Annotated in this window: 8 protein-coding genes and 1 pseudogene; 3 read left to right on the top strand and 6 right to left on the bottom strand. The window is 45.6% G+C overall.

Annotated elements, in window-relative coordinates:
• The first annotated feature begins 95 nt into the window (after positions 1-95).
• Both JO943_RS13655 and JO943_RS13650 read left to right on the top strand, forming a co-directional pair.
• Entirely contained in the window at positions 96-986 is an 891-nt protein-coding gene (locus JO943_RS13655) for a LysR substrate-binding domain-containing protein (RefSeq protein ID WP_202741075.1), read from the top strand.
• 36 nt (positions 987-1,022) lie between these two features.
• Positions 1,023-1,760 (top strand): annotated as a pseudogene (locus JO943_RS13650) (2-hydroxyacid dehydrogenase); the annotation flags it as partial.
• A 109-nt stretch (positions 1,761-1,869) separates the two neighbouring features.
• Here the strand turns inward: JO943_RS13650 and JO943_RS13645 are convergent.
• Complete coding sequence (locus JO943_RS13645; RefSeq protein ID WP_202741074.1) at positions 1,870-5,340, bottom strand: indolepyruvate ferredoxin oxidoreductase family protein; 3,471 nt, start codon at positions 5,338-5,340, stop codon at positions 1,870-1,872.
• 201 nt (positions 5,341-5,541) lie between these two features.
• Here JO943_RS13645 and JO943_RS13640 point away from each other — a divergent pair, with 201 nt between their 5' ends.
• Positions 5,542-6,480 carry a LysR family transcriptional regulator gene (locus tag JO943_RS13640; RefSeq protein ID WP_032880486.1) on the top strand — a complete coding sequence of 313 codons (939 nt, stop codon included), beginning with the start codon at positions 5,542-5,544 and terminating at the stop codon, positions 6,478-6,480.
• 236 nt (positions 6,481-6,716) lie between these two features.
• Here JO943_RS13640 and JO943_RS13635 read toward each other — a convergent pair whose 3' ends face one another.
• Genes JO943_RS13635 through JO943_RS13615 form a run of 5 tightly spaced genes read right to left on the bottom strand, consistent with a single transcriptional unit; the run spans position 6,717 to position 13,230 of the window.
• Positions 6,717-7,619: a hydroxymethylglutaryl-CoA lyase gene (locus tag JO943_RS13635; protein WP_202741073.1), complete on the bottom strand. Its 903-nt coding sequence runs from the start codon at positions 7,617-7,619 to the stop codon at positions 6,717-6,719.
• The gene (locus tag JO943_RS13630; protein ID WP_202741072.1) at positions 7,616-9,607 is read right to left on the bottom strand and encodes an acetyl/propionyl/methylcrotonyl-CoA carboxylase subunit alpha; all 1,992 of its coding nucleotides are present in this window, start codon (positions 9,605-9,607) and stop codon (positions 7,616-7,618) included. Before JO943_RS13630 ends, JO943_RS13635 begins: the two co-directional genes overlap by 4 nt.
• Before the next feature lie 11 nt (positions 9,608-9,618).
• The gene (locus JO943_RS13625) at positions 9,619-10,422 is read right to left on the bottom strand and encodes an enoyl-CoA hydratase/isomerase family protein (protein WP_005231204.1); all 804 of its coding nucleotides are present in this window, start codon (positions 10,420-10,422) and stop codon (positions 9,619-9,621) included.
• 9 nt (positions 10,423-10,431) lie between these two features.
• Positions 10,432-12,033, bottom strand: coding sequence for a carboxyl transferase domain-containing protein (locus JO943_RS13620; protein ID WP_032873982.1), 1,602 nt, complete (start codon positions 12,031-12,033; stop codon positions 10,432-10,434).
• Between the two features lie 24 nt (positions 12,034-12,057).
• On the bottom strand, positions 12,058-13,230 hold the full coding sequence (locus tag JO943_RS13615; RefSeq protein WP_032873980.1) for an isovaleryl-CoA dehydrogenase: 1,173 nt from the start codon (positions 13,228-13,230) through the stop codon (positions 12,058-12,060).
• Between the last annotated feature and the right edge of the window lie 70 nt (positions 13,231-13,300).

Raw genomic sequence — 13,300 nt, 5'->3', positions numbered from 1 at the left:
AGATAAATCATATTATTAGTTATATAAATCGATACTTTTTCACTATGTAGTGACATTTACTCATTAAATTTAATTTAAGTAATAAAGGAAAGTTTATGCGCAAACATTTACCAAGCAGTAGTTCATTGAAAGTATTTGAAACTGCTGCAAGACATGGTAACTTCGCTAGAGCTGCAGAAGAGTTATCATTAACGGAGGGAGCAGTTAGTCGTCAAATTGCTAGATTAGAATCTTTTTTAAACCGTAAATTATTTGACCGAATAGGTAGCCGTGTAAAACTAAATCATGTGGGTTTACATTACGCGAAAAATATTCGAGAGATACTTGATCGTCTTGATAGAGATACACAATTCATTAAAGGATTACCTGAAAATAGTAAAAGTATAGATATTGCGTGCCTTCCAACATTTGCGAATCGGTGGCTCATCCCTAAGTTAGGGGAATTTAGAAAGGAATATCCCGATATTACTGTAAATATTTCAGTAAAAACTGATCCGTTTATACTAGCTGACAGTGGTTTTAATGCCGCAATTCATTTTGAACACCCTGCGTGGACAGGTGTACATAAGAACTTTCTTTTTCAAGAAAGTTTAATTCCTGTATGTAGTCCTCAAATTCTAGAAGAAGGAGAAACTCTAGAACAATTATCTCAACTCCCATTAATCCACCGACATCAAAATCCTGAAGCATGGGATATTTACGCTAAAGAGCATGGGATAATAATTGAATATCCTTTCCGAGGAGTACGTTATGAATTACATGACATGGCAATATCTGCAGCAATGGCTGGATTAGGAGTAGCACTAGTACCTTTGATATATATAGATAAGGAACTAAAAGATAAAACGCTTATTGCACCTGGGCCTGTATCTAAAAAACTGAACAAAAACTTTTGTTTAATAACGCCACTTGAAACAGACATAAATGAAATAGCTCTGACAACTTTCAAACAATGGCTGCATGGGCAAATTTTACAGCAGAGTTAAATAATTATTTTTAAAGATATTTTAAATAGATATGTGTCAATGGCCGCTGGCGTTGAGCACCTCAATCTACAAAGAATTGGGTCACAATATAAAGTATGTCGGGTGGTCGATCAGCTCCATCAACAAGGGATGTTCGATTATCTGCAATGGGGTGTTTTATATTATCAACGTTTTTTTGATCAGGCCTTTGCACAAAAGCAGCAACAACGCTGGCGACAATATCCGCAACGAGCGCATGCTGAAGTAAAAATCGGAATTATGGGTCTCGGGCAAATGGGTGCCTATATGGCGAAACAGTTTGCCGCACTGGGTTATCAGGTTGCTGGCTGGTCACGTAGTCCTAAACAGATCGCACAGGTCACATGCTATGCCGGCGCTGAAGATTTTCATCAGTTTTTAGCACAGGCGGAAATTCTGATTAACTTATTGCCACTTACGGAAAGTAATCAGGGGATTTTATCAAAATCCTTATTTGACCAGCTTCCTGAACAGGCCTGTATTATTAATTGTGGTCGTGGTCAGCATCTGGTTGAGCAGGATTTATTAAGTTATCTGGATTCCGGACGTTTACGTGGCGCGATTCTGGATGTTTTTAGCAAAGAGCCCTTGGCTGAACATCATCCACTTTGGCAACATGAAAAAGTGGTGATCACGCCGCATGTTGCTTCACATGCGCCCTGGTCAATTGTGGTGAATCAGATTTTGGAAAATGATCAACGGGTGATTCAAGGTCAAGTATTGTTGAATCAGGTGGATACCTTAAAAGGCTATTAAATCGGGGAAACGGCTATTTGTGTGGATAAACATGAATGGAGACTGGTTTTTAATCGGCTGGCTGAGCCACTCCCTTTTGATGGGACTGACTCAGCCAGTGATTTATTTTTTAAGTGTTGTTGTTCAGCTGAGTTGATAGCTCATCCCAGCGTTGATTTGCGGATTGCATCGCCTGCATTTTAACATGCCCAAAGCCACGTACTTCCGCTGGAAGCTCGGCAATCTGTACAGCCACCGTCAAATCATACTGTTGTGGTGCTGCAACCAGTGCTTTCACGAAGTCAATGTAGCGATCACGCCATGCATGCTCATGTTGGCGTTCTTCCTGACGTGCAAATGGGTCAAGGAAGGTTTCGCGCAACCATTGTAAGCGGGCAAGTAACATCATCGGGAAACGCATCCAGTAACCAAAAATGCGTTTGCGCACGTTGGTGCCCAGTGTCGGTGGGGCAAGGTGGTAGGATAAACGTACCCCACGTCCGAATTGTGATTCGATTGATTTTTTAAAGCTGGCTCCTGTGAGCAGGCGCGCTACTTCATACTCATCTTTATAGGCCATGACCCGATAAAGCTGTGTGGCAATCGTGCTGGCCAGTTCTTCTGGCAATACCTTCGCGGCCTGTTGTGCAAGATTTCGGTATGTATGGGCGTACGCATCATTCCAGTAGTCTTGCAAACGGACCGAACGATCATCAATCAGTTCTGGCAGTGTTTGCGGCACATGCTGTTTAGGTAAGCTATCCAGTAGTCGCTTGGCCAGATCCGGATCGCTGGCGAGATGGCAACCAACGCGGAAAGCTTCCAGATTCTTTTCTACCGCCGTACCGTTCAGTTGAATGGCTTTTTCAATACTCTCACGCAGTAATGGAATCTGTCCCGATTGCCATGCCATTCCCAGCAAGAGCTGGTTGGCAAAGATGGCATCGCCCAAGACCTGTGTCGTAATACGTGCAGCCGGTAAAGACACCAGTTTGCCCTGATCAACACGACCACGCAGACGATTGATCAAATCCGTAATCGGGGCAAACCAGTCACGTTTATTGATAAAGTCAGAGGTTGGGGAACCATCTTCATTGACGATCACCATCGCATCCGGTTTTAAACGGGACAGGGCGGCATTACTGCCTGCCACCACCGCATCGGCACCAATCAGAAGATCACATTGACCGGCTGGAATTTTGGTTGCAGAAATTTGTTCATCATCTGAGGCTAGCTGTACGTAGGAATACACCGTACCGCCTTTTTGTGCCAGTCCAGCCATGTCCATGACGCGTGCTGCTTTACCTTCCAGATGTGCTGCCATACCGAGTAAGGCCCCGACGGTGACTACACCGGTACCACCTACGCCACCGACCATGATCCGGCTTGGTGTAGCATCAAGTTGAGGAAGAACCGGTCGTTCAGGCCAGCCTGGGGCAAAACCTTCAAACTTGTCGGGACGTTTCATATCACGGGTATGTACGGTCACAAAACTTGGACAGAAGCCTTCTACACAGGTGAAATCCTTATTACAACTGCTCTGGTTAATTTGACGCTTGGTGCCCAGTGAGGTTTCGACCGGTTCAATCGACAGGCAATTTGATTTTTTCGAGCAATCACCGCAGCCTTCGCAGATATCGCTATTGATATAGAGACGTTCAGCGGGGTCGGGATACATATCACGTTTGCGGCGACGACGTTTTTCGCTGGCACAGGTTTGCACATAGACCAAAGCGGTAACACCTGAAATATCGCGTAATTCACGTTGTACCGCGTCCAGATCATTGCGGTGGCGGATTTCTACATTAGGCGCAAGGTGTTCTTCTGCATGAATCAACGCTGGCTCATCCGTTACGATGACCTGTTTTTTAATGCCTTCGGCATCCAGCTGACGGGTGAGTTGGGCGACACTCAGATGTCCATCGACATGCTGACCACCGGTCATCGCAACCGCATCGTTATAGAGGATTTTATAGGTGATATTGATATTGGCTGCAATGGCTTGTCGAATCGCCAGATAACCTGAATGGAAATAGGTACCGTCACCGAGATTGGCAAAAATATGCTTTTCATTGGTGAAATGTGATGCACCCGCCCAACTGACGCCTTCACCGCCCATTTGCGAGAAAGTTTCCGTTCCGCGATCCAGTGACACCGCAATATAATGACAACCGATACCGCCTAAGGCGCGGCTGCCTTCTGGAACCACCGTGGACGTATTATGCGGACAACCGCTACAGAAATACGGTTTGCGGTCTGCCAGATCCAGCACACGGCGGGACTCCTGTTCCGCTTTTTGCAATAAATCGATGCGATTCTGAATTTGTTGTCTTAAATTCTGCGGTAAATCAAGTTGTAGAAAACGTGCCGCCAGCATTTTGGCAATCGGTTCAGGCTGGAACTCATAATGACCAATCAGCGGTGCTTCTTCAATTGAGGTACTCCATTCACCTTTACCATGAATGGCTTTGCCGAAGACGTGTGGGCGTTGCTGATCAGGCAGGGAATACAGTTCATCCTTGATTTGTGATTCAAGAATAGGACGTTTTTCTTCCACCACAATCAGCTCTTGTAAGCCTTTGGCAAATTCACGAATTCCTTGCGGCTCTAGTGGCCAGATCAATCCAACCTGATAAACCCGTAATCCAAGCTGTTGTGCGATTTCGTTCTCAATCCCTAGAATGCGTAAGGCTTCAATGGTGTCGAGATAGCCTTTACCGCTGGCCACAATCCCGATACGGGCATTTTCGCACGGCCAGGTGGTCTGATTCAGCTGATTGGCGCGGGCATAGGCCAGCACAGCGGGTAAGCGATGTTGATACAGGCGCTGTTCTTGCTGGATGCCATGATCCGGCCAGCGGATATTGACGCCGTCTGCAGGGAAGTCCACATCTTCTGGAATCACGGGGATGACCCGATCTAAATCCACATTGACAGAAGCAGAGGTTTCTACGATTTCACTGACCAGTTTCATTGAAGTCCATACCCCAGCAAAACGGGACATTGCAACTGCATGCACACCCAGATCAAGAATATGTTGCACTGAGGTTGGATAGAAAATAGGAATGCCACAACCGATCATGACATGTTCAGATTGATGGGGAACGGTAGATGATTTACAGGAATGGTCATCACCAAATAAAGCGACCACACCGCCATGTTCAGCCGTTCCTGCCAGATTGGCATGACGTAGTACATCGCCGGAACGGTCTACACCGGGGCCTTTGCCATACCACCATGAAGTGACGCCATCATATTTTCCCTGGCCTGCAAGATTGGCTTGCTGGGTGCCCCAGATTGCGGTTGCTGCTAAATCTTCATTGATACCGGGTTGAAAGACGACATGATGATCTTTAAGTATGCCTCCAATTTGCCAAAGGAAATTGTCATAGTTACCGACTGGAGAACCGCGATAACCTGAAATAAAACCGGCAGTGTGCAATCCGTTCAATTCATCACGGCGAGTCTGTGCTAGAGGTAACCGAACGAGTGCCTGAATGCCTGTCATATAGGCTGAACCGTGATCACTGATATATTTATCGTCCAGTGATACATCTTTAGTAGCGATCATTTTTGGAGTAACTTTTGTCGCTATATTCATTTATATCTCCTTAGAATTCTTCGTAGTTTTGACTACTTGTTTTTTCAACATCCGGTTGAATATTTGGAGTAAGTACATCATAAGAAAAAAGATTGACCAGTTCGGGTTAAAAAAGAGCTGATCAATGTATGTACATTAATGTCATTGTGGTTGATCCAAACTGGTGCAACAATGCGTAATTTAGAAAAAGATATTTACGTTATGCGCAAAAATCTTGATGGTGGACTCTTGCATGCAATGAATGCCTTCCTGAAAGTGATTGATAGCGGGAGTTTCACGGCTGCCGCTGAACAGATGGAACTGACAACTGCGCAAGTTTCGCGATTAATTAGCGAATTAGAAGGACGTTTAGGTACAAAACTACTACAACGATCAACCCGCCAGCACGCCTTGACCGAGATTGGTGAAAGCTATGCCGAGCAGTGCCGTCAGGTGCTTGCCATGGTAGAGGAAGCTGAAGCGCAGGCAATGGGCATGGCCACCAAGCCGCAAGGGCGGTTACGGGTGCTGAGTATGGCGAGTTTCGGTCATCATTATCTGGCACCGATGATGGCGGAGTTCTGTCAAACCTATCCCGACCTGACAGTTGAATATCGAACCTCACAAAATGTACCCGATCTATTGGGTAAGGGCATTGATGTCAGTCTTTACTTGACTGAATCTCTGGCGGATTCGAGATTTGTGGCGCGTCGCATTGGTACGATTTTTTCGGTGTTATGTGCTTCACCTGCCTATCTGGAAAAGCATGGCGAACCTCAATCACTGGATGATTTGCAGCAACATGCCTGTTTACGTCTGGTCAATCCTTCGATTACACCGCAGTGGCATCTGACCAGTGAAAATAGCTGTTCGTATCAGATTGATATCAATGGCCCACTCATTGCTGATACCCCTGAATTGCTACTGGATGTGGTGCAGCAGGATATGGGTATTGCCTTGTTGCCTACCTTTTCCTCTATCGATGCAATTCGCACAGGTCGATTACGCCGTATTTTACCAGCGTGGCGCTCTCCCGATATTGGGGTGTATACCTTGCTGCCGTCACGGGATTTTGTCGATGTCAAAACACGGACGTGGCTGGAGTGGGTTGAGCAACATGTTTCTCCAAAAATACAGCAGGATACGGATTATTTCTTATAAATTATTTGAGGTGTGGCAGTAAAGGAACTCAAAATAATAAGGATTAAAATTAAAAGTAGAAAATGCTTCTTTATAAAGAGGCATTTCATACAGAGATAAACGATAAATTTTAAAAAATTGCATGAGGGATTTAATCCCAATTCCTGAATGAAATGAGATAAAGATGAGAGAGGATGATCTGGTACTTTACCTAATATTAAGCCTTATACCAGATGCTGAGCTATTTTAATTTATGATTAGGCACACTTGGTTTGCCAATACGCATTGGCATAATTCGACAAGCTTTTTCGGTTGAGTACCTTGCTAATATTCTGGCTGGCCTGCATCAGTTTTTCCAGATCAATGCCCGTTTCGAAGCCTATATGGGAGAGTAAATAAAACAGATCTTCAGTCGCCACATTACCAGAGGCACCTTTGGCATAAGGGCAACCCCCAAGTCCTGCAAGGGACGAATCAAAAACACGAATGCCTTGCTGTAAAGACTGATAAATATTGGCAATCGCCATGCCGTAGGTATTGTGAAAATGCCCAGCTAAAACGGTGCTATCGAGTTCAGCCAGACAGGCTTGCCAGACTTTCTGAACGCGATCTGGTGTTGCGGTGCCAATGGTTTCGCCTAGAGACACTTCATAGCAGCCCATGTCATACAGTCTTTTAACCACGGCTACCACTTGCTCCGGGGCAATTGCGCCTTCATAGGGACAATCGACAATACAAGAGACATAACCGCGCACACGGATATGCTGTGCTTTAGCTGCACTTAGCACATCCGCGAATTTTTCAAAGCTTTCATCAATAGAGCAGTTGATATTTTTACGGGTAAAGCTTTCCGAAGCGGCGGTAAACACCGCAACCTCTTTACATCCGACCGCTTGAGCAGTCTCAAAACCTTTGATATTGGGCGTGAGCAGGCTAAATTGCACATCGCTAGTTTGGGTGAGTTGCTTAAACAGCTCGTCACTCTGTGCCATTTGTGGTACCCATTTTGCCGAGACACAGGAACCCACTTCAATGGATTTCAGTCCTGCATGAATCAGGTCGTTAATAAAGTTTAAGCGTTGTTCAACAGTTAACGCCTGCTTTTCATTTTGCAGGCCATCTCTGGGGCCGACCTCCACGATTTTGACAAACTCACTCATGCAACGTCCTCCTGAGCAGGTTGAAACTCCACAAGTTCATCGCCAGCTTTGACCTGATCACCGACTTGGAAATAGGAGTCTACAATCAAGCCGTCTTTAGGCGCACGGATGGTGTATTCCATTTTCATGGCTTCAAGCGTCATCAGAATATCGTCTTTCTTTACGCTATGATTTGCGCTCACCAGCACTTGCGTGACCACACCTGGCATTGGTGCTTTTAGGTGGCCTTCATCGGCTTGGTGATCTGCCTGATTAAAGTCTTGGCGAATATAAGCAAACTTATAGCTTTGACCATTTTGGAACAAGGTAATGCCTTGCTGACTTTGGTTAAAAGACAGCTTTTGCTGAGACCCGCCAATTTGAATAGAGGCGGTGTGTGTATCAAGCAATTGGCCAGAAATCGGATAACTTTGACCGTTATATTCTGCGGTGAAGCTATCTTTATTTGAGGCAAATTTAATTTTAATGGGCTGATCTAAATAGTTCAGTTTAATGCTGTGCTGATAGGCAATATTTAAACGCCATAGGGGTTGAGCCTGCCAAAGCTGTTTTTGGCTTGAGCTGTTGTTATTAAGTTTGCTTAGAAACTCAATAAATGCCGCTGCCACTACAAGTTCTTGTTTGATCTCTTCAGGACTAAACAAGAAGTTTTGTTCACGTTGAATCAGGTTAGTATCAAGCTTGGCTTGTTTAAAAGATTCGCTACGAACAATCTTTTCCAGAAATGCAATATTGTTGCCTAAGCCATCGACATGGAATTGACTTAAAGCGTGTTGCATTTGAATGAGCGCCGCTTCACGGTTTTTACCCCATACGATCAGTTTGGCAATCATTGGGTCGTAATAGGTCGTGATTTCATCGCCTTCTACAATACCGCTGTCAACACGCACATATGGGGTTTGCGTTGGGTAGTGCAAATAGTCAATTTTACCAATGGCAGGTAAAAAGCCTTTTTCAGGTTCTTCTGCATAGATTCGTGCCTCGAGCGCATGGCCGTGAATTTGTAATTGGTTTTGTAGTTTAGGCAAAGCTTCGCCATAAGCCACACGAAGCTGCCATTCAACCAAGTCTTCACCAGTAATCATTTCGGTAACAGGGTGTTCGACTTGTAGGCGGGTATTCATTTCCATGAAATACGCCGTACCGTCTTGTTCCACAATAAACTCAACCGTACCTGCGCCAACGTAATTTACCGCACGTGCAGCATCAATGGCCGCTTGGCGCATAGCATCTAGCTTTTCGCTTGGCATTTGTGGAGCAGGGGCTTCTTCGAGTACTTTTTGGTGACGGCGTTGTACCGAACAGTCGCGTTCAAATAAATGTACATAGTTGCCGTGGGTATCACCAAATACTTGTACTTCGATATGTCGTGGCTGAATCACATAACGCTCAATCAAGACGTCATCATTACCAAAGCTCGATTTGGCTTCGCGTTTACAAGACGCTAAGGCATGCAGAAAGTCTTCACTGCGTTCAACCAGACTCATGCCTTTACCACCACCGCCAGCGCTGGCCTTGATTAAAACCGGATAGCCAATGCGATCTGCCTGTTGTTTTAAAAAGACGGCATCCTGGTTGGTTCCGTGATAACCCGGTGTTAAAGGAACACCTGCTTTTTCCATTAAAGCTTTAGAGGTCGCTTTTAAGCCCATCGCTAAAATGGCATCCACTGGCGGGCCAATAAAGCAAATGTTGTGTTGTTGGCAAGCGAGTGCAAACTGGTCATTTTCTGAAAGGAAGCCGTAGCCCGGGTGCACCGCTTGGCTACCAGTATCAATCGCTGCTTGAATAATACGATCAACCTGTAAATAACTTTGAGTCGCAGGGGACTGACCAATATAAACCGCTTCATCTGCAAGTTTGACATGTTGTGCATTTGCGTCTGCATCTGAGTAAACCGCAACCGTTGCAATCCCTAATTTTTTGGCTGTACGAATTACACGGCAGGCAATCTCGCCACGGTTCGCAATTAAAATCTTTTCAAACATGATGATCGTCCTTAATTGTTGTTATTCGAGTTAGACACCCAAGCAGGCTGCTGTTTATTTAAAAAGGCACTCAGACCTTGTTTTGCCTCATTACCTTGACGAACTTGAGCAATATGATGAGCTGTCTGTTGCAGCAAATCATTGCTCATGGTCTGGTTGCTCACCATTTGAATGAGTTGTTTTGAGGCCGCTTGAGCATGCGGGCCACCAAGTAATAGAGCATCAATAATGTCTTGAACTTTTTTATCTAACTCTTCGGCATCTGCTACTTCGTGTGCCAAGCCAATTTGTTTGGCTTCACGTGCTGAAATCCGCTCGGCAGTTAAGAAGTAACGAGAGGCTTGTCTTGCACCAATCGCCCGAATGACATAGGGGCTAATGGTAGATGGAGCAAGCCCTAAACGAACCTCCGATGTTGCAAACTTGGCATCCGTGCTGGCAATGCAAATATCACATGCTGACGCTAAACCCATGCCGCCACCAAAGGCAATGCCATGCACGCGGGCAATAGTCGGTTGTTTTAGCGTTGCCAGTGCATCCAACATTTGCGCCAGTTTTAATGCATCTGCTTCATTTTCAGCTGAAGATGCCTGACCTGCCTGTTTCATCCAGTTGAGGTCTGCACCTGCCGAAAAGCTTTTACCGCGACCCGCCAGAACCACCACACGGATATCATCACGGGTATTAATTTGCTTAAAGCAAGCGTGTAGCTCTTCAATGACGGTCGTATTAAAAGCATTGTGCAATTCAGGGCGGTTTAGCCACACATAGGCAACCTGATCTTGTTGTTCGAGTTGTAAAAATTGATAGCTCATAGACACCTCTTACATGCGGAACACGCCAAATTTGGTTGGTAGAATTGGAGCATTCATCGCAGCAGCAAGACTTAAACCGAGTACCTGACGAGTTTGCGCAGGGTCAATGACACCGTCATCCCAAAGTCGGGCAGAAGCATAATACGGATGGCCTTGGCGCTCGTATTGTTCACGAATCGGTTGTTTAAATTCATCTTCTTGTTGCGCAGACCACTCGGCACCTTTTTGCTCAATCTGATCACGTTTTAAAGTCGAGAGTACGCTTGCCGCTTGTTCGCCGCCCATCACTGAAATACGAGAGTTCGGCCAAGTCCATAAAAAGCGGGGTGAATAAGCACGGCCACACATGCCGTAGTTACCTGCACCAAATGAACCACCAATAATCAGGGTGAGTTTTGGTACATTTGCGGTGGCAACTGCCATCACCAGTTTGGCGCCATTTTTGGCAATCCCTTCATTTTCATACTGGCGACCAACCATAAAACCGGTAATGTTTTGCAGGAATAACAATGGAATATTACGTTGTGTGCATAGCTCAATAAAGTGTGCGCCTTTCTGTGCAGATTCTGAAAATAAAATCCCATTATTGGCAATAATCCCGACAGGCATACCATAGAGGGAAGCAAAACCAGTAATCAGGGTTGAGCCGAAGCGCGCCTTAAACTCATCAAAACGTGAGCCGTCTACAATACGGGCAATCACTTCGCGCACGTCAAACGGTTTACGTGCATCACTTGGCACTACGCCATAAAGTTCCGATGCATCAAACAACGGTTCATCAACTTGTTTATTTAGGTCATTTGGCTTTTTATTCAGGTTCGCAACTATGTTCCGTGCAATCGCAAGCGCATGTTCATCGTTTTCAGCTAAATGATCCGCCACACCTGAAAGACGGGTGTGTACGTCTCCACCGCCTAAATCCTCACTGCTGACCACTTCGCCAGTCGCAGCTTTGACCAGAGGCGGACCGCCTAAGAAAATGGTCCCCTGATTGCGGACAATAATGGTTTCATCTGACATGGCCGGTACATAGGCGCCACCTGCGGTACAACTGCCCATCACCACCGCAATCTGGGCAATACCTAAGCTCGACATACGGGCCTGATTATAGAAAATTCGTCCGAAGTGATCGCGATCAGGGAAGACCTCATCCTGCATCGGTAAGAACGCACCACCTGAATCGACCAGATAAATACAAGGCAAATGATTTTGTTCGGCAATTTCCTGAGCACGTAAATGCTTTTTCACCGTCAGGGGATAATAGGTGCCACCTTTAACCGTTGCATCATTGGCGACGATCATGCAGGTCACACCATTGACTTGCCCAATTCCGGCAATTACACCAGCCGCCGGAATGTCATCCTCATAAACTTTGTAAGCAGCCAACTGACCAATTTCTAAAAATGCGGTACCAACATCAATCAGTTGATCAATACGGTCTCGTGGCAGCAGTTTACCTCTGGCGAGATGCTTTTGACGGGCATTTTCACCGCCACCAAGCGCCACTTTTTGAGCAACCTGTTGAAGGTCTGCAACCAAGGTCTGCATGGCATGCTGGTTGGTTTTGAAGTCTTCACTTCGAACATTGATCTTGCTGTGTAATTGGTTCATACGCTGCGTCCTTATTGTTTATTATTATTTGGTTTCATTGAACAGTTCGCGGCCAATCAGCATACGGCGAATTTCAGAGGTGCCTGCACCAATTTCATAAAGTTTGGCATCACGCCATAAACGACCTGCAGCGTATTCATTGATATAACCATTGCCGCCTAAAGTCTGAATGGTTTCACCTGCCATCCATGTGGCTTTTTCAGCTGCATATAAAATCGCACTTGCTGCATCTTTACGTAAGCTACGGTCATGATCAGCTTTGTCACAGGCTGCACCCACGGCATAGACCAAAGCTTTACACGCCAGCCAGGTGGAATACATATCGGCCAGTTTGCCTTGCATAAGCTGGAATTCACCTAAAGCCTGACCAAACTGTTCACGTTCATGTAAATAGGGAATCACCACATCCAGACAGGCATCCATAATGCCAAGCGGGCCGGCACTTAATACGGCACGTTCATAGTCCAGACCACTCATCAGTACTTTGGCACCGTTACCGACCCCCCCCAACACGTTTTCGACAGGTACTTCGACATTGTCAAAAAATAGCGGGTAAGTGTTAGAGCCTCGCATACCCAGTTTGTCTAAATGACTGCCATGACTAAAGCCTTTCATGTCTTTTTCAATCAGGAAGGCAGTCATGCCCTTGGCACCAGCCTGTGGATCAGTTTTGGCATACACCACCAGCACATCGGCATCACCGCCGTTGGTGATCCACATTTTCGAACCATTGAGAACAAAATGATCACCTTTTTGGTCGGCACGCAGTTTCATGCTGACCACATCGGAGCCTGCATTCGGTTCTGACATTGCCAAAGCACCGACAAAGTCACCTGAAATCAGTTTTGGTAAATATTTCTGTTTCTGTTGTTCGCTACCGTTACGGTTAATCTGGTTGATACACAAGTTGGAATGCGCGCCATAAGAAAGCCCGATGGAGGCAGATGCGCGTGAAATTTCCTGTAGCACAATGATGTGTGCCAGATAGCCTAAATTGGTGCCGCCGTATTCTTCAGAAACGGTAAGACCGAGCAGACCCATATCACCAAATTTTTTCCAGAGCTGGGCCGGGAATAGATTGTCCCGATCAACTTGCTGGGCAATGGGTGCAATTTCCTTTGCACAAAATGCGGCTACTGAATCTTGTAGCGCAATTAACGTTTCATCCAGACCAAAATTCAAGCTACGTAAGTTCATTGTATCGTCATCCCATTGGTTATATTTGTTGTTCCAAAAAGCGTTGTTGTATGTGCTTAAGAAGTACCAT

Source organism: Acinetobacter sp. 'aerobic (ED)' (genome assembly GCF_904886855.1).
GTDB classification, from domain to species: domain Bacteria; phylum Pseudomonadota; class Gammaproteobacteria; order Pseudomonadales; family Moraxellaceae; genus Acinetobacter; species Acinetobacter courvalinii.
This window is presented reverse-complemented; position numbering and strand designations above follow the sequence as displayed.

Excerpts from the sequence above, each read along its gene's own strand:
- JO943_RS13655 (WP_202741075.1), top strand. The coding sequence starts at position 96 with ATGCGCAAACATTTACCAAGCAGTAGTTCATTGAAAGTATTTGAAACT.
- JO943_RS13645 (WP_202741074.1), bottom strand. The coding sequence starts at position 5,340 with ATGAATATAGCGACAAAAGTTACTCCAAAAATGATCGCTACTAAAGAT.
- JO943_RS13640 (WP_032880486.1), top strand. The coding sequence starts at position 5,542 with ATGCGCAAAAATCTTGATGGTGGACTCTTGCATGCAATGAATGCCTTC.
- JO943_RS13635 (WP_202741073.1), bottom strand. The coding sequence starts at position 7,619 with ATGAGTGAGTTTGTCAAAATCGTGGAGGTCGGCCCCAGAGATGGCCTG.
- JO943_RS13630 (WP_202741072.1), bottom strand. The coding sequence starts at position 9,607 with ATGTTTGAAAAGATTTTAATTGCGAACCGTGGCGAGATTGCCTGCCGT.
- JO943_RS13625 (WP_005231204.1), bottom strand. The coding sequence starts at position 10,422 with ATGAGCTATCAATTTTTACAACTCGAACAACAAGATCAGGTTGCCTAT.
- JO943_RS13620 (WP_032873982.1), bottom strand. The coding sequence starts at position 12,033 with ATGAACCAATTACACAGCAAGATCAATGTTCGAAGTGAAGACTTCAAA.
- JO943_RS13615 (WP_032873980.1), bottom strand. The coding sequence starts at position 13,230 with ATGAACTTACGTAGCTTGAATTTTGGTCTGGATGAAACGTTAATTGCG.